The organism is Micromonospora sp. WMMD736 (genome assembly GCF_049179015.1).
In the GTDB taxonomy this organism is placed as follows: Bacteria; Actinomycetota; Actinomycetes; order Mycobacteriales; family Micromonosporaceae; genus Micromonospora.
In genome coordinates, this window is sequence record NZ_JBMHMI010000001.1 from 606,111 (window position 1) to 624,335 (window position 18,225).

Below are 18,225 nucleotides of genomic sequence, written 5' to 3' on the forward strand. Positions count from 1 at the left end.
TCGGCCTACAGGGTGGAGACGTAGAGCTGGGCCTGCTCCACCGCGACCAGTGTCGCGGCGAGACACTCCTCCAACTCCTGGCTGGCCTGTGTCAGCGACGCCTGGGCCGCCTCGACCGTCTCGTGCCCGCTGCCCTCCAGCGCGCCGGCCAACGTCTGTTGCGCCTCGGCCAGCTTCTCGCCGGCCGCCTGGACGGCTGTCTGCCCGTCACCGATCTGTTGGAGGGCGACATCGATGGCAGCCTTCAGCTCGGCGACGCTCGCCACGGCGGAACCTCCTGGGGGCGGGGAGATCTCCATTAGAGCCTATCGGCGTCCCCGGGAGAACATCCGCCCTGGCGGTGTTGATGCCCACCTGACCGTTAATCCCCGTGAAGTGCCGGGAGTCCGTTCTGCGGGAGTCCCAGTGCGAGAGACTTTCAGTTATCGCGGAGCCAGCGGGGGCCGTACACCTCGGCGCCCAGGGCGGTGACCCGCTCGCGCAGCTCCCGGTCGGCGGTGACCACCAGCCGGCGGCGCTGCGGAGCCGCCTGCACCAGCTCCACCACCGTGTCGTCCCCCGAGCCGGGGGCGGAGACCACGCGCACCTCGTCGATGCCCGGCACGTCCCGCGCCGCGCCCTCGACCACGAGCACCACCTCGACCGGTGCCGGCAACCGGGCGGGCAGCCCTTCGGCGGCCACCGGCGCGAGGGCGTCCCGCAGCCGGGCGGCGGCCCCGGCCCGGTCCCGCCACCACCCGTCGGGGCGGGAGCCCACCACGTTGGCGCCGTCCACGATCAGCAGCGGGTTCTCCGTCATGCCGCCAGCCTGCCATCACCTGTCCGAACCGGCCGGACGCCACTCCACAGCGAGGTGCGCCACCGGCTGCGGCGTTTGTCGGGCCGGGTGCCGGGTAGCCCCTGCCGACCGTGCCGCGCCCTACTGCGGAGGAGAGACATGATGGGACCCGGTGATCTCGGCTCCGACCCGTGGGACGAATTCCTGGCCCGGTACTTCGGCCGGGGTGAGGGAGGACGCCGACCGCCGCACCGGGTCGACATCACCCGACTGATGACCGCCGACGCGCGGGAGATGCTGGCCGACGCCGCCCGTCGGGCCGCGCAGCGGCAGAGCAACGACCTGGACACCGACCACCTGCTCTGGGCCGCGCTGCAACGCGAACCTCTGCGCGACCTGGTCCGCCGGGCCGGCGCCGACCCGGAAACCCTGCTCAACGCGCTCGGTGGCAAGGGCGACGGCGCGCCGCGCGGCGAGGTGCCGCCCAACCTGTCGCTGACCCCGGCGGCCAAGCGGGCGTTGCTCGACGCCCACCAGCTGTCGCGGGCGATGGGCGCCAACTACATCGGTCCCGAGCACATCCTGATGGCCCTGCCGCTCAACCCCGAGTCGCCCGCCGGACGGATGCTGGCCGCCGGCCGGATCCAGCCCGAGTCGTTGCAGGCCGCCAACGCCGAGCGCGGCCCGATGACCGGACCGAAGCCCGACCGGGGTACGCCCACCCTCGACCAGTACGGCCAGGACCTCACCGACCTGGCCCGCAACGACCAGATCGATCCGGTGATCGGCCGGGCCGACGAGATCGAGCAGGCCGTGGAGATCCTGTCCCGGCGGACCAAGAACAACCCGGTGCTCATCGGCGAGGCCGGTGTCGGCAAGACCGCCATCGTCGAGGGGTTGGCCGAGCGGATCTGCGACGGCGACGTGCCGCAGACCCTGCTCGGCAAACGGGTCGTCCAACTCGACCTCGCCGGCCTGGTCGCCGGCACCCGCTACCGGGGTGACTTCGAGGAGCGCCTCAAGAAGGTCATCGACGAGATCCGGGCGCACCGCGACGAGCTGATCATCTTCCTGGACGAGATCCACACCCTGGTCGGCGCGGGTGGCGCGGGCAGCGAGGGCGGAATGGACGCGTCGAACATGCTCAAGCCCGCCCTGGCCCGGGGCGAGCTGCGGGTGATCGGCGCGACCACGCTCGACGAGTACCGCAAGAGCATCGAGAAGGACGCGGCGCTGGCCCGCCGCTTCCAGCCCGTGCTGGTGCCCGAGCCGAGCATCGACGACACGATCGCGATCCTGCGCGGGCTGCGGGACCGGTACGAGGCGCACCACCAGGTGCGTTTCACCGACGAGGCGCTGGTCACCGCCGCCGAGCTGTCCGACCGGTACGTCACCGACCGGTTCCTGCCGGACAAGGCCATCGACCTGATCGACCAGGCCGGCGCGCGCGTGCGGTTGCGCACCCGCACCCCGGCGTCCGACGTGCGGGAGCTGGAACAGGAGCTCGACGACGTACGCCGGGACAAGGAGCAGGCCGTCACCGACGAGCAGTACGAGCGGGCGTCGGCGCTGCGTGACCGGATCGCCGAGCTGGAGGGGCAGATCCGGCGTGCCAACGGCGAGGACGGCGCCTCGTCCTCGCAGGTGCCCGAGGTGGGTCCGCAGGAGATCGCCGAGGTGGTCTCCCGGGCCACCGGTATCCCGGTCAGCCAGTTGACCGAGGAGGAGCGCGACCGGCTGCTGCGTCTGGAGGGTCACCTGCACGAGAAGGTGGTCGGTCAGGACGACGCGGTCACCGCGGTGGCCGAGGCGGTCCGCCGCTCCCGCGCCGGGCTGGCCGACCCGGACCGCCCGATGGGCAGCTTCCTGTTCCTCGGCCCCACCGGCGTCGGCAAGACCGAGCTGGCCCGCGCCCTGGCCGAGGCGCTGTTCGGCGAGGCCGACCGGATGGTCCGGGTCGACATGAGCGAGTTCCAGGAACGGCACACGGTCAGCCGGCTGGTCGGTGCCCCACCCGGGTACGTCGGCTACGAGGAGGCCGGCCAGCTCACCGAGGCGGTGCGTCGCCGCCCGTACGCGGTGGTGCTGCTCGACGAGATCGAGAAGGCGCACCCGGACGTGTTCAACATCCTGCTCCAGGTGCTCGACGACGGGCGGCTCACCGACAGCCAGGGCCGTACGGTGAACTTCAAGAACACCGTTCTGATCATGACGAGCAACCTAGGCTCCGAGCTGATCACCGGCGCCCAGCGTGCCGTCGGTTTCGGCACTGGCGCCGTCGGCAGCGAGCAGGAGAACGACGAGCTGCGCGAGCGGCTGATGCGCCGCCTGCAGGAGAACTTCCGTCCGGAGTTCCTCAACCGCATCGACGAGATCATCATCTTCCGCCGGCTGGAGGCCGAACAGTTGCGCGACATCACCGCGCTGCTGCTGGAGGAGACCCGCCGTCGGATGCACGCCCAGGACATCCAGGTGGAGGTCACCACCGCCGGGGTGGACTGGCTCGCCGAGCACGGCTACCAGCCGGAGTTCGGCGCCCGTCCGCTGCGCCGGGTGATCCAGCGCGAGGTGGACAACCACCTGTCCCGGATGCTGCTGGAATCGGCGATCTCACCCGGGCAGAAGGTCGTCGTGGACGCCCGCGACGGGCAACTCACCTTCGAGGTGACCGCAGGCGAGCGGGGCTACACCGCCGCCACGACAACACACCCACGATGAGCGGGCCGGCGGGACGCGAGGACCACGACGAGCCGCACGAGGACGCGGACGAGCATCCCGACCCGATCCTGGCGCCCCCGACCGCGAACCCACGCCGGACCCGGGTACCAGCCGAAGGCCTGCATCCCAAGACCGACCAGGACGACCAGGAGACGCGAGAGGAGACGTGATGGTACGCGACACGCGGCTCGACCCCGAGGTGGAAGTGCTCTGGGAGGACTTCCACGCCGAGGTCAACGTCCCGTCGGAGCAGCTGCGCACCTGGCTGTTGACCCGGGGCTCGGGCGAGGAGTCGTTCAGTCCCAACCCGGACCTGGATCTGCCCCAGCCGGGGCGGGAGATCCTCAAGGTGCTCAACAAGCGCAAGGTCGACCTCACGCCGGAGGACATCGAGGTGATGCGCGAGGCGGTCGAGCGGATCCGCGAGCTGATGGACGCCAAGCCCCGGCGCGGCAACGCCGACGACGAGTGGCGGCACTCGCTGCTCGACCTCGGGCACGATCCGCTCGTGGAACGCTGAGGACGGCCGTACGTGACGGCGCCGGCCCGTTACCGGGGCGGCGCCGTCGTCGCGCGCCCTACTGGCCCTGGTCGGGCTCCAGGCTGCCGATGGTCAGCCCCGCGGCGTCGGCGGCGGCGTCGCGCTCGCCCCGGGTCTGGTCCTCGCGGGTGAGCAGGTTGGCGTACTCGGTGACGTCGGCCGGGTCGGGCACCTCCGGGAGCCGGCGCAGGAACGCCTCCACCTGACGGGTGGCGGCGGTGTGCGCGGCGGCGGCCTGGCGGAGCAGTTCGCGGTCGTCGGCGGGCGGGTAGAGATCGGTCATGTCCGCCAGATACCCGGACAGCGGCGGTTCGCACCGGCGGCGGGCCTCGTCTCGCCTCATCGGCCGGCGATGCCGTCCAGCAGGGTGGTCAGGTTGTGGTCGAAGGTCTCCTCGGGGTCGAGGTGCGCGCCGTCGACGACGAGCCGGGCGATCGTGGGGTAGCGGCCCGTGTCGAGCATGCGCGTCAGGTAGGGGCCGAGACCGGCCTGCCAGGCGCTCAACTCGGTGCCGGTGGCACGGGCGGTACGGCGCTCGGTGACCTCCCGCCGCAGCGCCCCGATGACGAAGGCGTTCAAGGCGCCCAGGGCCCGCTGCAGGTCGTCGATGCCGCGTACGCCGGGGGCCTGGCTGAGCGCCGCGGCGGTCGACTCGCCCACCGCGAGCGCGTGCGGTCCCAGCTGGGGTCGCCCGCCGAGCAGGTTGGAGAACCACTCGTGGTCGAGGGCGGCGACGCGGGTCCGTCGCACGATGGCCAGCACCGTGGCACGCCACCCGGACTGCGGGTCGCCCCCGGCGATCTCGGCGTAGACCGCGTCGACCATCAGGTCGAGCAGCTCTGACCGGTTGGTCACGTAGTCGTAGAGCCGCATCGGGCCGACGCCGAGCTCCTTGGCGAGCCGGCGGATCGACAGTCCGTCCAGGCCGTGCGTGTCGGCGAGCCGGATCGCCGTCTCGGCGATCTTCGCGCGGCTCAGCGGCACCGGCGTCGCCCGGGGGCGGGGCTCGGGCCGTTCCCACACGGGCACCACTTCGCTACCGTACGGTGTATCCACGTAATACAGCGTACGGTAAGGAGCATGGCGATGCGACTGGCGATCGTGGGCGGCGGCCTCGGCGGGCTGACGCTGGCACGGATCCTGCACCTGCACGGCATCGAGGCGGTGGTCCACGAGCGCGAGGCGGACCGGTCCGCGCGCTCGCAGGGCGGCATGCTCGACCTGCATCCGGAGTCCGGGCAGCACGCCCTCGCCGAGGCGGGCCTCGGCGAGGTGTTCCGGTCCTCGGCGCGGCCCGAGGGCGAGGAGCACCGCATCCTCGACCCGGCCGGGCGTACCCTCGTGCACCACACGCCGCGCCCCGGCTCGTTCGACGGACGCCCGGAGATCGACCGCACCGTCCTGCGTGACCTTCTGCTCGACGCGCTCGGACCCGACGCGGTCGTCTGGGGGCGCCGCCTCGTCGCGGCGACGCCGCGGCCCGCCGGGGGTTTCCTGCTGACCTTCGACGGCGGCGACCGGGCCGAGTGCGACATCCTCGTCGGCGCGGACGGCGCGCGCTCGGTCGTCCGACCGCTGCTCATCGACGCGCCACTGACCTACGTCTCCACCCACGTGGACCTCACCATCGGCGACGCCGACCGACGCCACCCGGATCTCGCCGAGCTGGTCGGCCCCGGGAACCTGTGGTGCGTCGGCGGCAACCAGATCCTCGCCGCGCAGCGCCTCGGCGACGGCAGCATCCGGGTCGGGATCTCGCTGCGCGCCGAGGGTCGCGACCTGGACGCCTACCGCAGCAAGGACGCGCTACGGGCCCTCTTCGCCGGCTGGGACCCGCGCCTGGTCGCCCTCATCGACGCCGGCGACGACGCGCCGACGCCACGCCGGGTCGAGGCCATGCCGGTCGGCGCGCGCTGGGTCCACCAGCCGGGAGTCACTCTGCTCGGTGACGCCGCGCACCTCATGCCCCCGGTCGGCGAGGGCGCCAACCAGGCCATGCTGGACGCCGCCGAACTCGCCCGTGAACTCGTCGCCAACCCGACCGACCCGGACGCGGCGATCCGGGCGTACGAGGCGGCGATGTTCGCCCGGATCCAGCCGATCGCCGAGATGTGCGCGCGGGTCCAGGCGATGATGCTGTCCCCGACGGCGGCCGACGACGTCGTCCGCTTCTTCACGCCGCGGCCCGCCGAACCCGTCGGGCAGTAGGCCCTCACACCCCGCTGGGCTGCCGGACGCCGAAGGCCGGGTTGCGCACCAGCCAGTCCAGGTAGGTGGGGTGCGACGCCAGCGAGTCCGTGTACGCCGCCTTCGCCGTGGCCAGCAGCAGCTCCGCGTCCCGGGCGGCCGGCGACTCCGGATGCCATCCCAGCAGCAGTCGCCAGCGCAGCGGGACACCGGCCAACCGCCGGGTGACCAGACCAGCCACCGGCCGGAACGTCGCCTGGCACAGGGCCACCGCCACGCCCGCGTCCACCAGGTCGACGCAGCCGCGGATGTCGGTCTCGTACACCTTGCGCGGGGTGAAGCCGGCGCGGGCGCAGGCGGCGGCGAAACAGTCGCCGAAGCAGCCGTCGCCGGGGGCCGCAACCCACTGCTCGTGGCGCAGGTCGGCCAGGCGTACCTCGTCCCGGTCGGCCAGCGGGTGGCTCGCCGGCAGCAGGACCAGCACCGGATCGACGGCCACCTCCCGCCACCGCAACCCGAACTCGGCCGACGGGGTGGCGTCGCCGCAGACGCCGGTGAGGGCGAAGTCCAACCGGCCACCGGCCACCAACTGCGCCAACTCGTCCACCGACCACGAGGCGTACGTGGTGATCTGGGCCGGCGGCTCCTCGGCGGCCAGACGATGCACCAACCGGCCCAGGATCGGGCTGTTCACCCCACCGAGCCGGTAGCAGCGTGGCGCCGTTCCGCCGCCGGCCAGTCGGGCCGCCTCGTCCTGTAGGCCCTTCATGGCCGGCAGCAGCACCCGGGCCCGGGCGAGCACCAGCTCACCGAGCGCGGTGGGGCGGGCGCCGCGCCGGTCCCGCTCGAACAGTGGCCCACCCAGCGTCCGTTCGATCCGCTGGAGCTGGGCGGTCAGCGCCGGCTGGGCGAGCCCGAGGGCCGACGCCGCCTTGGTCACACTCCCTGTCTCCGCGATCGCGCAGACCACCCGCAGGTGCCGCAGCTCCAGGTTCATACGGTGACGGTAGGACCACGTCGCAGCCTGCGGAAGGGGCCAAGTGGATCGGTGACATTGAATGCATTCTGTGGTGCGGCCCGCGCCTTCAGTCGCGCGGCGGCTCCGGCAGGTCCTTGAGGTACGTCGGCCGCCGGGTCACCGCGTCCATCACCTTGTCCACCACGCCCACCGCCGGCTCGACGATCCGGTTCCACGGCGGCGTGGCCGGGGTGCCCGGGTGCGGCCGGGTCGGCGCGGCCTCCTCGGCGATCTCCAACCGGTTGCCCAGTCGGATCAGCTCCTCCCGGGTCGCCACCGCGCGCAGCCCGGCGACGAGCGCGTCCACCCCGTCGACGTGGCGGCGGACCCGCTCGGCGACCTCGGTCACGGTCTCGTCGTTCAGCCCCTTGAGGGCGGCCAGCAGCGCCGCGTCCGCGTCGATCTCCGCGTCCACCCGGCCGGCCTCGGCCGGCAACGCCGCCCGTACCGCCGGCAGCAGGTACTGCTCCTCGGCGGAGATGTGCCGCGACAGCGCGGCGGTGAGCACCGCCAGTGCCTCGTTCGGCGTGGCGTCCGGGCCGCTGAGCTGGTCCACGAGGGCCAGCAACTGCCGGTGCTCGCGGTCCACGATGTCGGCGACGCTACGACCGCCGGGCCGGTAACCCTCCTCGGGTGCGGGCGCGGGCGGCAACGGGGGCAGGGGAACGGCGGACATGATGCCCTCCTCGACTGGCGGGCGGAAGCTCCGGCAGGGGATGTGCGGTCGTGGGCGGCGGTACCCGAACGCGACCGCCGCGAAACCGTCGACCGATTCGTCGGCCTGGATGCCCGGCCGCGTCCCGTCGGTGCGCCGGTCCGCCGGTAACTCCGGGCTGGTATGAAGGGGCGATGACGAGCGACGCCGCCTCCGCCCGACCGGACCCCACCGCGGAGGTCGTGGACCTCTGCCGCGACCTGCTGCGCATCGACACCACCAACACCGGTGACAACGACACCAGCGTCGGCGAACGCCGCGCGGCCGAGTACGTGGCGGAGAAGCTCGCCGAGGTGGGCATCGAGCCGGTCCTGCACGAGTCGGCCCCCGGGCGGGCGAACGTGGTGGCCCGCATCCCCGGCGCCGACCCGAGCCGGGAAGCCCTGCTGGTGCACGGCCACCTGGACGTGGTGCCCGCCGACGCCGACGAGTGGTCGGTACACCCGTTCTCCGGCGAGCAGCGCGACGGCTACCTGTGGGGTCGCGGCGCCATCGACATGAAGGACTTCGACGCGATGGTGCTCGCCGTGGTGCGGCACTGGCAGCGCACCGGCGTCCGGCCCCCGCGCGACATCGTCCTCGCGTACACCGCCGACGAGGAGGCGGGCAGCGACTACGGCGCGCGCTTCCTGGTCGAGAACCACCGCGACCTCTTCGACGGCTGCACCGAGGCGATCGGCGAGGTCGGCGGGTTCTCGTACTCGGTCAACGACAGCCAGCGCCTCTACCTGATCGAGACCGCCGAGAAGGGCATCGACTGGCTGCGGCTGCACGCCAAGGGTCGGCCCGGCCACGGGTCGATGGTGCACGACGACAACGCGGTCACCGCCCTCGCCGAGGCCGTGGCCCGCATCGGCCGGCACCGCTTCCCGGTGGTGGTCACCGACACCGTACGGGCGTTCCTGACCGAGGTCTCCGACCTGCTCGGCATCGAGCTGGACCCGGAGGACCCGGAGGTCGCCATCGCCAAGCTCGGCCCGATCGCCAACATCATCGGGGCGACCATCCGTAACACGGCCAACCCGACCCGCCTCGCCGCCGGTTACAAGGACAACGTCATCCCGGGCCGCGCCACCGCCACCATCGACTGCCGCAGCCTCCCCGGCCAGTCCGAGCTGCTGGAGCGGCAGCTGCGCGAGCTGATCGGCCCGGACATCGACATCGAGTACATCCAGCGGCAGCCCGCGTTGGAGACGACCTTCGACGGCGACCTCGTCGCGGCCATGTCGGCGGCGCTGCGCGCCGAGGACCCGGGCGCGCGGCCGGTGCCGTACATGCTCTCCGGTGGCACCGACGCGAAGGCGTTCTCGACGCTCGGCATCCGCTGCTTCGGGTTCGCGCCGCTGCGGCTGCCCGCCGACCTGAACTTCTCCGCGTTGTTCCACGGCATCGACGAGCGCGTTCCGGTCGACGGACTACAGTTCGGCGTGCGGGTTCTCGACCGGTTCCTCCGCACCTGCTAGCAGTGTCCGCGTTACCTCCCCATCGTGAAGGGACTGCCCCACATGACCGACCAGCACGGTGAGCTGGACGCCGCACTCGAGCGGGTGATCGAAGCGGCCCGCCACCACCTGGCCGCCGTACGCGCCGCGCAGGGCCGCGTCGACGACGACGACGTCTGGCAGGCGTACGTGGCGTTGAACAACGCCTCCTTCGCCTACGACGAGCAGCTCCTCGACGCCTTCGGTGAGGTCACGCCGTGGGACGTCGACTCGATCGACCCGGACGAGGCCGACGAGCGCTTCGGCGCGGAGGGCGTCGAGGCCAGCGACCCGCACCCGCGCGTGATCTCGGTGCGGCAGCGCCGCGACTACCGGGTGCCGAGCATCTCCGCGCTGCTGCGGGCGGCCGAGGCGGCCCGCCGCGAGGGCACTCCCGAGGACGACGAGCCGGCGCCGGTGGAGGGTGTCGGTGAGGCGGTGCTGGAGCTGCTACAGAGCGGCGACGGCTCGCTCGGCGCGCTGGACGTCCCGGAGCTGGAACCGCTCGACGGGGTGGTCATGGTCAGCGAGGTGGGCACTCCGGTCGACCTGGAGTCGTTCGACGACGACGACGCGGTCGGCCCGTTCCAGCCGGCCGCCGACGACCGGCTCGTCGGTCGGCTCGACGAGCACCCGTTCCTGGAGCTCGACGACGACCACGACCACGACCACGCCGGGCACCAGCACTAGCTCGCCTCCCGGGCCGTACGACGCCCGGGGCCCGACCGAGCGTGGTCCGGGTCCCGGGCGTTTCGTCGCGGTGTCGCGGCCGGTGTCAGTACGACAGGCCCGGCTGCGGCTGGTTGACCCGCCGACGGCGCAGCATGACCTGCCGCGTGCCGTCCCGGAACAGCCGTACCCGGGCCAACTCCCATCCGGAGAACTCCGCCTGGATCGCCAACTGCGCCGCAGCGGTCAACCGGTCGACGTTCGGCGGTAGCCGCAGCGGCGCGTACTCGTAGTCCATGGCATCCATGCTGCCCAGCCCGGCGGCCGTCCGCCACCCCCTCCCGAGTGACCAACAACGCCGTGTCGGCCGGCCACCCTCGGTTGATCATGGATCTTTGGTGCCCGTTTCAGAGTTGAAACAGCACTTGTGTGACCGGCTGGGGTGGGGCGTCACGCGGTGGGGAGGTTGGCGGGCAGCAGGGCGGCGAGCGCTGGCGCGGTCAGCGTCAACGCCCGCGTGCTGCCCGGGTCGACCGCCAGCCCCCAGGACGGATCCGGCCAGTCCTCGAACAACTCGACGCACGGCAGCGCGATGAACGGCACCCCGTCGCCGCTGAACGCGGCGAGCGCCTCGGGCGTGGTGAAGACCGGCAGCAGTGGCGCACCGGTCGCGTCGCCGAGGACCGCCCACGGGAAGTCGGCATCCGGCGTCGGCTCCCCGGCCAACGGGACGCACACCGTGGCACCGGCCAGCACGGCGAGATAGCCGGGGAGGTCACGCCGGTCCGCCGCCGCCGCGAGTACCGCCGCCACCGGCTCACCCGCCCCGGCGGGGGTCGCTTCCCTTGGCGTCGTCGGAGCGGGTGTCGCCTCCGACTGGATCACCGGGACCGGCGCGGACCCGACCGGTGCCGGTCGGGCGGCCGCCGACCGCAGCGCCGGGCCCGGGCGGGCGGCCGGCGGCACCGTCCGGCAGGAGAGCGCGCCGGGCTCGTCGGTCAGCACCTCGGCGGCGGTACGGATCACGAAGACACTGAGCCGTTCCAACTCCTGCGGGGTGCGCGGCGCCTCGTACCACCAGCCCTCGTCGCCGCTCGGGCGGTGCCAGCCGAGAGCGGCCAGGCGTGCCTCGTCGTACCCGGGGCAGACGACCCGCACCACCTGGCGGCGCACCAGCAGCCGGATCCCGCGCGGACCGGCGCTGAGCTCCAGGTCGGTGTCCCGGTCGCAGCGGGCGACGGTGTCCCGCAGCCGGGCGGCGATGTCCGGCCAGCTCGGCGACGTCACGCCGGTGCGCCCGGAAGGCGGTCGTCCAGCCGTCCGAGCCGGGCCATGGTCTCCTCCAGCCGGCCCAGCGCGGAGAAGTCCCCCGGAGTGCCGAACAGCTCGCCCAGCCCTGCGCCGAGTGCGACGTCCAACCCCTCGGTGCGCTCGTCGACGTGCGCGGAGGCGACCTCGCGAGCCCGCCGGTACGCGTCGAGCACCAACTCGGCGACGCCCTCCGTCCCGGCACGCAGGGCGGCGGGCGCGAGGGTGAGGCCGGTCAGCGCGCCGGTGGCGTCGACGGTCGCCGAGACCAGCCCGCTCTCGTCGGCGGCGGTGCCGGACAGATCGGCAAGGTCGCCGCTGAGGCCCGCGAACCGGCGCTCGATGTCGGCGATCCGCCCGGCTAGCGCGTCGAACGCCGACGTCGGGTCCGTCATGAGATTCCTCCCCGTGGATCGTGCGACCGGGTGGTGCCCGGCGGCCGGGAGATCGTATCGTCGGTGCGCTCGACTCATGGGGGAGGAACGGCATGGCACCGGACATCGATGTGGACGTGCTGGCGGTCCGTCGACTGGAGACAGCCGCCAAGCAGGTCGCCAACTCGCTCGCCGCGCTGGAGAGTCAGATCGTCTCGGCCGGCGACGTACCCTCGGACGCGTTCGGTCACCTGCCGTTCGCCAGCGACATGCTCCGCGACAAGTACGCCGAGCAGGTCACCGGCGGCAAGGAGCTGTTCGCCGCCGCGAACGCCGCGTTCGATCGGGTCGCCAAGGCGCTGGCCGACACGGTGGAGACGTACGAGGACAACGAACGGGAGCTCGACGCCGGGTTCAAGGCCATCCAGGCGGGACTGCCCGGATGAGCGGCCCGGCCGGTAGCGCCGTTCAACTCTGGAACGGCCTCGACAACGCGCTCTCCGGTGTGGAGGACGCCGTCAACAGTGTCTGCCGTACCCTGGCCTGGCCGCTCATCCAACTCGTCGACCTGGTCGACGGCGAGCCGGCCATGCTGCGCGCGAAGGCCGCCGAGTGGGACGCGCTGGCCACCCAGGTGCGCGATCTGGCGCAGGGCCACCGCGCGACCCGGGAGTCCGCGCAGGTCGGGTGGCGTTCACCCGCCGGCCTGGCGTACGGGCAGCGACTGGCCGAGGTGGAGCAGCAACTTCTCGACGTCGCCGAGCAGTTCGCCGCGACCGCCGAGTACCTGCGCGGTGTCGCCGACGGCCTGCAGACGGTGCACGACGTGCTCGTGGACCTTTGCGTGGAGTTCATCAACTTCCTCCTGGTGACGCTGGTGACGGCGTTGCTGATGGCCCCGGTCACGATGGGGGCGTCCTGGGTGACCGGCGTGGGCGTGGCCGTCACCAGGGGCCTGGTCGTGTTCACCCGAGCCCTGAAGGTCATCCGGCCGCTGGCGGCGCATCTGCAGAAGGTCATCCGCCTGTTGCAGCGGGTCATGCTGTACCTGCGCAAGCTCCAGGCACACCTCGACAAGCTGGTCAAGATGCAGAACAAGCTGCGTGCCGGCAAGAAGTACGCCGACAAGCGGCACGCCGCCGGCAAGGCCGACAAGTGGTTCCACAAGGTCCTCGACCCCACGAAGGGCACGTACAAGCTGGGCAAGTCCGGCTCCCCGTTCGACATGGGCACCCTCGACCGGGCTCGCGCGCTGCGCACGCACGGCGTCGTCGACGGCGCCCAGGTGATCGCCCGGGACTTCGCGACGAAGCTGCCGTGGAACGTGCCGAACTCGGTCGTGCACGGTGTCACCTGGGGGACCGTCGCGTTGACCAGCGGTCTCTCCGCTCCGGGCAGCGAGCAGGTCGGCGACCAGATCAACCAGGCGGTGCAGGGCGGGGCGGACTGGATCGACCAGAATGTCTTCGGGCAACCGCCGGCCGGCCAGCCGACGGGCCGCTAGGGGAGGAAAGCCTGATGTCAGAGGAGCGAGGCCGGTTCGGTCGATTCACCGACGCGGTGCTCGGCGGCGCGCGGGCTGCCCGGGACAAGGCCCGTGAGCTGCGCGAGGAGTTCCGTACCAGCGACGAACCCGAACGCGCCCTCGTCGCGCCACTGCTGCCCGGCCAGGAGCTGCGCTACGTGGGGCTCGGCCCGGTCCGCGTCCCGGCGACCCACAAGGCCGGTCGGCAGCTCGCCACTGTGATGGCCGACGAGTTCGTCGACTCGCTCGACCCGAAGGTGTTGTTCGGGCTGCTCAACATCGTCAACCCGGTGGTCTGGGTGGACGCCGTGTTGACGCCGGTGCGGATGGCCGCGGGCGTGCTGCTGCTGCCCGGCAAGGCCGGGGCCGTCGCCGCCGGTGTGCCGGAGCTGGCCGCGCCGGAGCCGGCGTCGCCCCAGCAACCCGTCCAGCGCGAGCCGATCCCGCTCAGCACGGAGCAGGAGGCGTTCCGCGCCCTGTTCCGGCTCAGCCTGTACCGCCCGCTGGCCGACCAGCTCGTCGAGATCGCCTACAAGCGCCGGTACGTCTTCAGCGGCGACCTCGCCACCCTCGCCGGCAGCCTGCTGCTCTTCCTGGAGCGTTACAACGGCACCCCGCTGGCGGTGACCGGCACCCACCTGCACCTGCTGCGGATGGGCCCCCGCCCGGACGCCGATCGGCCCGACCGGCGTCAACCACGGGTGCTGTGGAGCGTGCCGCGCGACCGGGTGGTCCGCGTCGACTCGGAGGGGGGCACGGCCGGTCTGACACGTTTCCCGTCCACCATCTTCTTCGACGACGGCTCGTGGATCCGGATCGTCAACCCCGCGACCCGTGACGACCAGTCCCGGTTCCTGACCGCGATCCGCGAGCTGCCCGGCAACCGCCCGGCACCGTGACCGGGCCGGTGTCCGGCGCGGCGACCGACCGGCGGGTCAGCCGTCGCGTTCGGGGTAGCCGACCGGCACCCCGGACACGTCCTCCAACGCGGTGGTGATCTCCTCGGGCAGCGTGATGCGCTCGACCTGCAACGCGCCGAGCAGTTGCCCGACGGTCCGGGCGCCCAGGATCGGCGCGGTCACCCCGGGCCGGTCCCGGATCCAGGCCAGCGCCACCTCCAGCGGCGACACCCCCAGCCCGCCGGCCGCGGTCGCCACCGCCTCCACGATGCTGGAGCAGCGCGGCTCCAGGTAGGTGGAGACGAAGCGCTCGAAGTGTGGGGAGGCGGCCCGCGAGTCCGCCGGCCGCCCGTGCCGGTACTTGCCGGTGAGCACCCCCCGACCCAACGGCGACCAGGGCAGCACGCCGAGGCCCAGCGCGTCGGCGGCCGGCAGGACCTCCCGCTCGACCCCCCGCTCCAGCAGCGAGTACTCCACCTGGGTGGCGACCACCGGCGCCCGGCCCGGCCAGGCCGTCTGCCAGGCGGCGGCCCGCGCGGTCTGCCAGCCGGAGAAGTTCGACACACCCACGTAACGGACCTTCCCGCTGGCCACCGCGTGGTCCAGCGCCGCGAGGGTCTCCTCCAGGGGGGTGTCCGGGTCGTACCCGTGCACCTGGAAAAGGTCGACGTGGTCGGTGCCGAGCCGACGCAGCGACGCCTCCAGGGTGCGCAGCAGATGACCCCGCGAGCCGTCGCGCCGCCGGGCGCTGCCCGGACGCAACCCCGCCTTCGTGGCGATCAGCAGCTCGTCGCGCGGGACGAGCGTGCCCAGCAGCGACCCGATCACCGACTCGGCGTCGCCGTCGCCGTACACGTCGGCGGTGTCGATCAGGTTGCCGCCCGCGTCCAGGAAACTCTTCAACTGGGCGGCCGCATCGTCGGCGTCGGTGTCCCGGCCCCAGGTCATGGTGCCGAGCGCGAGCCGCGAAACCGCCAGCCCGCTTCGGCCGAGCGGTCGCTGTTGCATGGGTGAACCTTATTTCGAACCCGCCGCCACGGATATCCTCGCTCCCGTCATCTCTGCCGGTTCTGCCGGTTCCGCCTCCGGAAGGCACCGCGACGGACGGGGGATCATTGGCGGTGAGCCGGTGATCGGGTCCGTTTTCGGCATTGCGTAACCTGGTGCGACCTGTGCCACGGATGGGGGAGGACCAGTGCGACTCGGGCTCAGCCTCGGATACCAGACAGCGTGGAGTACACCGGCCGACCACCTGGCGCTGGCCCAGGAGGCGGACCGCCTCGGCTACTCGGTGGTGTGGGCTGCGGAGGCGTACGGCTCCGACTCGCCCAGCATGCTCGCCTGGATGGCCGGCCAGACGCAACGGATCGACGTGGGCGCGGCGGTGATGCAGATCCCCGCCCGTACGCCCGCGGCCACCGCCATGACGGCCGCCACCATCGACGCCCTCTCCGGCGGCCGGTTCCGGCTCGGCCTCGGCGTCTCCGGCCCGCAGGTCTCCGAGGGCTGGCACGGGGTGCGGTTCGCCAAGCCCCTGGGCCGCACCCGCGAGTTCGTCGACATCGTCAAGTTGGCCATCGCCCGCAAGGAGGTGGCGTACGACGGCGAGCACTACACGCTGCCGCTGCCCGACGGTCCCGGCAAGGCGCTGCGGCTGGGTTTCCACCCGCCCCGCGAGCACATCCCGATCTACCTGGCGGCGGTCGGCCCGAAGAACCTGGAGCTGGCCGGCGAGATCGCCGACGGCTGGCTCGCCGTGTTCTACGCCCCGGAGTTCGCCGACGAACACCTCGCCGCCGTCTCCGCCGGTCGCGCCAAGGCCGGCAAGGAACTGGCTGGTTTCGACGTGGTGCCGTCCGTGCCGGTCGTCGTCGGCGACGACGTCGCCTCCTGCGCCGAGCTGGTCCGCTGGTACGCCGCGCTCTACGTCGGCGGGATGGGCAGCCGGCAGCAGAACTTCTACAACCAGCTCGCCACCCGGATGGGCTACGGCGACGCCGCCCGCGAGGTCCAGGACCTGTACCTGGCCAAGCGCCAACGCGACGCCGCCGCCGCCGTACCGATGGAGTTCATCGACCGTACGTCGCTGCTCGGCCCGAAGGAGCGCATCGCGGAAAGAATGCGCGAGTACGCCGCCTCCGGCGTCACGACGCTGTCGGTGACCCTGTTCGTGGCCGATCGGGACAGCGGTGTGCAGACCCTGCGGACCGTCGCCGAGGCTCTCGAGCTCTCGGGAGTCGGCGAGTGACCTGGGTTGAGGCCATCGTCCTGGGCATCGTCCAGGGGCTGACCGAGTTCCTGCCGGTCAGCTCGTCGGGGCATCTGCGGATCACCTCGGCGATCTTCTTCGACCGCGACGCGGGCGCGTCGTTCACCGCGGTCACCCAGCTCGGCACCGAGGCGGCCGTGCTGATCTACTTCGCGAAGGACATCTGGCGGATCACCCGTACCTGGCTGGTCGGGCTCAAGGACAAATCCGTGCGCTCCAGCCTCGACTACCGGATGGGCTGGTACGTGATCGTCGGCTCGATCCCCATCGGGCTGTTCGGGTTCCTCTTCAAGGACCAGATCAAGACGGCCGGGCGCAACCTCTGGGTGGTGTCGACCACGCTCATCGTGTTCGCGTTCGTGTTGGCCTTCGCCGAGTACTGGGGTCGGCAGACGCGCACGCTGGAGAACTTCCGGATGAAGGACGGCATCGTGATGGGCTTCGCCCAGGCGATGGCGCTGGTCCCTGGCGTCTCCCGCTCCGGGGGGACGCTCACCGCCGGCCTGCTGCTCAACCTGACCCGGGAGGCGGCGGCGCGCTACTCGTTCCTGCTGGCCATCCCGGCGGTGGTGATGTCCGGGGTGTTCAGCCTCGGAGACGTCTTCGAACCGTCCGCCCCGGGCACGTCCGCGCCCTCGGTAGCCCAGATGATCGTGGCCACCGCCATCGCGTTCGGCATCGGCTACGCGGCGATCGCCTGGCTGCTGCGCTACGTCGCCCACCACACCCTGTACGTCTTCGTCCTGTACCGGGTCGCGCTGGGCACCCTGGTCCTGGCCCTGCTGTTGACCGGCACGATCAGCGCCACCTGATCTTTCCGCAGGTACGCCGATGGCCGGCGCCCCGTTGTGGAGTGCCGGCCATCGGTGTGTTGTCAGCTGTTCCAGCGGTGGGCGACGAGGTCGGTGGCCTGCTGCTCCCACTGGGCGTACGCGTCCGGGTAGGCCGAGACCTGCACGGTCTGCGCGGCGTCGGTCAGGGGCATGTCCTGCCAGCCGTCGACCTGCTTGAGGCCCTTGAGGAACGCGGTGGTGGAGTACTCCGGGTTGGTGATCTGCTCCGGCGTGCCCCAACCGGAGGAGGGGCGCTGCTGGAACAGGCCCAGGGAGTCGTGGTCGTTGGCGTCGCCGAGGTGACCCAGGTTCTCCAGCTTGGACTCCTGCAGGCTGGTCGCGATGGAGATGACCGCGGCGCGCTCGGGCAGGCCGGCCTTCTTCGTGGCGGCGATGATGGCCTTGGCGTTGGCGGTCTGCTCGTCGTTGAGGTCGATGTGGGACTGGGCGCCCTGCGGCTTCGGCGCGGCGGTGTGCACGGCGGCGGCGACGGGCTTGGTGTCCACGGCCGGGTTGGCGTGGGCGGCGATGGGGCCGGCGAAGACGCCACCGGCGAACGCGAGACCAGCAACGGACAGCATGCTCTTGCGGAAGATCGTGTTCATCAGGGTTGCTCCTTCGGGGGTAGGAAACACCCACGCGTCACCCATTCGGGGGGATCGGTGACGCCGGGGATGTCAGCACCTCGTCCGGGCGCTCGTGCGAAGTCTTGAGGGGGCGGCCTGCGAGCGGGGGGCTCGTGGCGGCCGGTCGGTGTGTAACGACCGGCGGGCCGGGGCCATTCCCGGGGGCGTGGCGGCCTGCAAGCCGGAGGGCTCGCGAGCGGCCGGTCCGGGTGTAACGACCCAGGGGTCGGGGTCACTCCCGCAGTCGGGGCGGCCCGTGGGGCGCCTGACCCCTGCTCCTGCGA

At 72.3% G+C, this 18,225-nt stretch carries 22 protein-coding genes; 11 read left to right on the forward strand and 11 right to left on the reverse strand.

Annotation, left to right across the window (positions count from 1 at the left end; genetic code table 11):
* Window positions 1-5: 5 nt before the first annotated feature.
* Together ACN269_RS02540 and ACN269_RS02545 are read right to left on the reverse strand one after the other, a co-directional pair.
* Window positions 6-266: a hypothetical protein gene (locus tag ACN269_RS02540; RefSeq protein ID WP_007076395.1), complete on the reverse strand. Its 261-nt coding sequence runs from the start codon at window positions 264-266 to the stop codon at window positions 6-8.
* A gap of 152 nt (window positions 267-418) precedes the next feature.
* Window positions 419-799 (reverse strand): hypothetical protein, encoded by a 381-nt coding sequence (locus ACN269_RS02545; protein ID WP_421470810.1) that lies wholly within the window; start codon window positions 797-799, stop codon window positions 419-421.
* 138 nt (window positions 800-937) lie between these two features.
* Here ACN269_RS02545 and ACN269_RS02550 point away from each other — a divergent pair, with 138 nt between their 5' ends.
* The 3 genes from ACN269_RS02550 to ACN269_RS02560 are packed head-to-tail and all read left to right on the forward strand — an operon-like array spanning window position 938 to window position 4,016.
* Window positions 938-3,496 (forward strand): ATP-dependent Clp protease ATP-binding subunit, encoded by a 2,559-nt coding sequence (locus tag ACN269_RS02550; protein ID WP_421470811.1) that lies wholly within the window; start codon window positions 938-940, stop codon window positions 3,494-3,496.
* Window positions 3,493-3,666, forward strand: a complete 174-nt coding sequence (locus ACN269_RS02555; protein WP_421470812.1) for a hypothetical protein — start codon at window positions 3,493-3,495, stop codon at window positions 3,664-3,666. Before ACN269_RS02550 ends, ACN269_RS02555 begins: the two co-directional genes overlap by 4 nt.
* Window positions 3,666-4,016, forward strand: coding sequence for a DUF3140 domain-containing protein (locus ACN269_RS02560; protein ID WP_234582023.1), 351 nt, complete (start codon window positions 3,666-3,668; stop codon window positions 4,014-4,016). Before ACN269_RS02555 ends, ACN269_RS02560 begins: the two co-directional genes overlap by 1 nt.
* Before the next feature lie 58 nt (window positions 4,017-4,074).
* Here ACN269_RS02560 and ACN269_RS02565 read toward each other — a convergent pair whose 3' ends face one another.
* Window positions 4,075-4,320, reverse strand: a complete 246-nt coding sequence (locus tag ACN269_RS02565; RefSeq protein WP_266241928.1) for a hypothetical protein — start codon at window positions 4,318-4,320, stop codon at window positions 4,075-4,077.
* A 56-nt stretch (window positions 4,321-4,376) separates the two neighbouring features.
* Window positions 4,377-5,093: a TetR/AcrR family transcriptional regulator gene (locus tag ACN269_RS02570; protein WP_421470813.1), complete on the reverse strand. Its 717-nt coding sequence runs from the start codon at window positions 5,091-5,093 to the stop codon at window positions 4,377-4,379.
* 24 nt (window positions 5,094-5,117) lie between these two features.
* On the opposite strand from ACN269_RS02570, the gene ACN269_RS02575 reads away from it, so the two are divergent.
* Window positions 5,118-6,245, forward strand: a complete 1,128-nt coding sequence (locus ACN269_RS02575; RefSeq protein WP_421470814.1) for an FAD-dependent oxidoreductase — start codon at window positions 5,118-5,120, stop codon at window positions 6,243-6,245.
* Window positions 6,246-6,249: 4 nt separating this feature from the next.
* On the opposite strand, the gene ACN269_RS02580 is transcribed toward ACN269_RS02575, so the two are convergent.
* Window positions 6,250-7,221 carry a LysR family transcriptional regulator gene (locus tag ACN269_RS02580; protein ID WP_421470815.1) on the reverse strand — a complete coding sequence of 324 codons (972 nt, stop codon included), beginning with the start codon at window positions 7,219-7,221 and terminating at the stop codon, window positions 6,250-6,252.
* An 88-nt stretch (window positions 7,222-7,309) separates the two neighbouring features.
* Window positions 7,310-7,918 carry a hemerythrin domain-containing protein gene (locus ACN269_RS02585; RefSeq protein ID WP_421470816.1) on the reverse strand — a complete coding sequence of 203 codons (609 nt, stop codon included), beginning with the start codon at window positions 7,916-7,918 and terminating at the stop codon, window positions 7,310-7,312.
* A 173-nt stretch (window positions 7,919-8,091) separates the two neighbouring features.
* Here ACN269_RS02585 and ACN269_RS02590 point away from each other — a divergent pair, with 173 nt between their 5' ends.
* Both ACN269_RS02590 and ACN269_RS02595 read left to right on the forward strand, forming a co-directional pair.
* Window positions 8,092-9,420, forward strand: a complete 1,329-nt coding sequence (locus tag ACN269_RS02590; RefSeq protein ID WP_421470817.1) for a M20/M25/M40 family metallo-hydrolase — start codon at window positions 8,092-8,094, stop codon at window positions 9,418-9,420.
* Between the two features lie 42 nt (window positions 9,421-9,462).
* Window positions 9,463-10,128 carry a hypothetical protein gene (locus tag ACN269_RS02595; RefSeq protein ID WP_421470818.1) on the forward strand — a complete coding sequence of 222 codons (666 nt, stop codon included), beginning with the start codon at window positions 9,463-9,465 and terminating at the stop codon, window positions 10,126-10,128.
* Window positions 10,129-10,213: 85 nt separating this feature from the next.
* On the opposite strand, the gene ACN269_RS02600 is transcribed toward ACN269_RS02595, so the two are convergent.
* The 3 genes from ACN269_RS02600 to ACN269_RS02610 form a co-directional block, all read right to left on the reverse strand.
* The gene (locus tag ACN269_RS02600) at window positions 10,214-10,405 is read right to left on the reverse strand and encodes a DUF5703 family protein (protein ID WP_039906151.1); all 192 of its coding nucleotides are present in this window, start codon (window positions 10,403-10,405) and stop codon (window positions 10,214-10,216) included.
* Between the two features lie 152 nt (window positions 10,406-10,557).
* A complete protein-coding gene (locus ACN269_RS02605) occupies window positions 10,558-11,394 on the reverse strand; it encodes an SseB family protein (RefSeq protein ID WP_421470819.1) in 837 nt (278 codons plus the stop codon).
* Window positions 11,391-11,810, reverse strand: coding sequence for a YbaB/EbfC family nucleoid-associated protein (locus ACN269_RS02610; RefSeq protein WP_421470820.1), 420 nt, complete (start codon window positions 11,808-11,810; stop codon window positions 11,391-11,393). Before ACN269_RS02610 ends, ACN269_RS02605 begins: the two co-directional genes overlap by 4 nt.
* A 92-nt stretch (window positions 11,811-11,902) precedes the next feature.
* Between ACN269_RS02610 and ACN269_RS02615 the strand changes: the two genes are divergently transcribed.
* From ACN269_RS02615 to ACN269_RS02625, 3 genes are read left to right on the forward strand one after another with little or no spacing between them, the layout of a single operon-like run.
* The gene (locus ACN269_RS02615) at window positions 11,903-12,235 is read left to right on the forward strand and encodes a hypothetical protein (RefSeq protein WP_421470821.1); all 333 of its coding nucleotides are present in this window, start codon (window positions 11,903-11,905) and stop codon (window positions 12,233-12,235) included.
* On the forward strand, window positions 12,232-13,293 hold the full coding sequence (locus ACN269_RS02620; RefSeq protein ID WP_421470822.1) for a WXG100 family type VII secretion target: 1,062 nt from the start codon (window positions 12,232-12,234) through the stop codon (window positions 13,291-13,293). The genes ACN269_RS02615 and ACN269_RS02620 overlap by 4 nt, the downstream gene beginning before the upstream one ends.
* A gap of 14 nt (window positions 13,294-13,307) precedes the next feature.
* Entirely contained in the window at window positions 13,308-14,213 is a 906-nt protein-coding gene (locus ACN269_RS02625) for a hypothetical protein (protein WP_421470823.1), read from the forward strand.
* 36 nt (window positions 14,214-14,249) lie between these two features.
* Here the strand turns inward: ACN269_RS02625 and ACN269_RS02630 are convergent, their stop codons facing one another.
* Window positions 14,250-15,221: an aldo/keto reductase gene (locus ACN269_RS02630; RefSeq protein ID WP_421470824.1), complete on the reverse strand. Its 972-nt coding sequence runs from the start codon at window positions 15,219-15,221 to the stop codon at window positions 14,250-14,252.
* Between the two features lie 187 nt (window positions 15,222-15,408).
* Between ACN269_RS02630 and ACN269_RS02635 the strand changes: the two genes are divergently transcribed.
* Window positions 15,409-16,461: an LLM class F420-dependent oxidoreductase gene (locus ACN269_RS02635; RefSeq protein ID WP_421470825.1), complete on the forward strand. Its 1,053-nt coding sequence runs from the start codon at window positions 15,409-15,411 to the stop codon at window positions 16,459-16,461.
* A complete protein-coding gene (locus ACN269_RS02640) occupies window positions 16,458-17,294 on the forward strand; it encodes an undecaprenyl-diphosphate phosphatase (RefSeq protein ID WP_421470826.1) in 837 nt (278 codons plus the stop codon). The genes ACN269_RS02635 and ACN269_RS02640 overlap by 4 nt, the downstream gene beginning before the upstream one ends.
* A 62-nt stretch (window positions 17,295-17,356) precedes the next feature.
* On the opposite strand, the gene ACN269_RS02645 is transcribed toward ACN269_RS02640, so the two are convergent.
* Window positions 17,357-17,920 carry a hypothetical protein gene (locus tag ACN269_RS02645; RefSeq protein WP_421470827.1) on the reverse strand — a complete coding sequence of 188 codons (564 nt, stop codon included), beginning with the start codon at window positions 17,918-17,920 and terminating at the stop codon, window positions 17,357-17,359.
* Window positions 17,921-18,225 lie beyond the last annotated feature (305 nt).

What these genes read in the sequence shown, in the direction of transcription:
- ACN269_RS02625 (WP_421470823.1), top strand. Translation starts at nt 13,308, where the DNA reads ATGTCAGAGGAGCGAGGCCGGTTCGGTCGATTCACCGACGCGGTGCTC.
- ACN269_RS02545 (WP_421470810.1), bottom strand. Translation starts at nt 799, where the DNA reads ATGACGGAGAACCCGCTGCTGATCGTGGACGGCGCCAACGTGGTGGGC.
- ACN269_RS02580 (WP_421470815.1), bottom strand. Translation starts at nt 7,221, where the DNA reads ATGAACCTGGAGCTGCGGCACCTGCGGGTGGTCTGCGCGATCGCGGAG.
- ACN269_RS02620 (WP_421470822.1), top strand. Translation starts at nt 12,232, where the DNA reads ATGAGCGGCCCGGCCGGTAGCGCCGTTCAACTCTGGAACGGCCTCGAC.
- ACN269_RS02555 (WP_421470812.1), top strand. Translation starts at nt 3,493, where the DNA reads ATGAGCGGGCCGGCGGGACGCGAGGACCACGACGAGCCGCACGAGGAC.
- ACN269_RS02560 (WP_234582023.1), top strand. Translation starts at nt 3,666, where the DNA reads ATGGTACGCGACACGCGGCTCGACCCCGAGGTGGAAGTGCTCTGGGAG.
- ACN269_RS02630 (WP_421470824.1), bottom strand. Translation starts at nt 15,221, where the DNA reads ATGCAACAGCGACCGCTCGGCCGAAGCGGGCTGGCGGTTTCGCGGCTC.
- ACN269_RS02615 (WP_421470821.1), top strand. Translation starts at nt 11,903, where the DNA reads ATGGCACCGGACATCGATGTGGACGTGCTGGCGGTCCGTCGACTGGAG.
- ACN269_RS02610 (WP_421470820.1), bottom strand. Translation starts at nt 11,810, where the DNA reads ATGACGGACCCGACGTCGGCGTTCGACGCGCTAGCCGGGCGGATCGCC.
- ACN269_RS02550 (WP_421470811.1), top strand. Translation starts at nt 938, where the DNA reads ATGATGGGACCCGGTGATCTCGGCTCCGACCCGTGGGACGAATTCCTG.
- ACN269_RS02595 (WP_421470818.1), top strand. Translation starts at nt 9,463, where the DNA reads ATGACCGACCAGCACGGTGAGCTGGACGCCGCACTCGAGCGGGTGATC.
- ACN269_RS02590 (WP_421470817.1), top strand. Translation starts at nt 8,092, where the DNA reads ATGACGAGCGACGCCGCCTCCGCCCGACCGGACCCCACCGCGGAGGTC.
- ACN269_RS02600 (WP_039906151.1), bottom strand. Translation starts at nt 10,405, where the DNA reads ATGGACTACGAGTACGCGCCGCTGCGGCTACCGCCGAACGTCGACCGG.
- ACN269_RS02585 (WP_421470816.1), bottom strand. Translation starts at nt 7,918, where the DNA reads ATGTCCGCCGTTCCCCTGCCCCCGTTGCCGCCCGCGCCCGCACCCGAG.
- ACN269_RS02575 (WP_421470814.1), top strand. Translation starts at nt 5,118, where the DNA reads ATGGCGATGCGACTGGCGATCGTGGGCGGCGGCCTCGGCGGGCTGACG.
- ACN269_RS02565 (WP_266241928.1), bottom strand. Translation starts at nt 4,320, where the DNA reads ATGACCGATCTCTACCCGCCCGCCGACGACCGCGAACTGCTCCGCCAG.
- ACN269_RS02645 (WP_421470827.1), bottom strand. Translation starts at nt 17,920, where the DNA reads ATGAACACGATCTTCCGCAAGAGCATGCTGTCCGTTGCTGGTCTCGCG.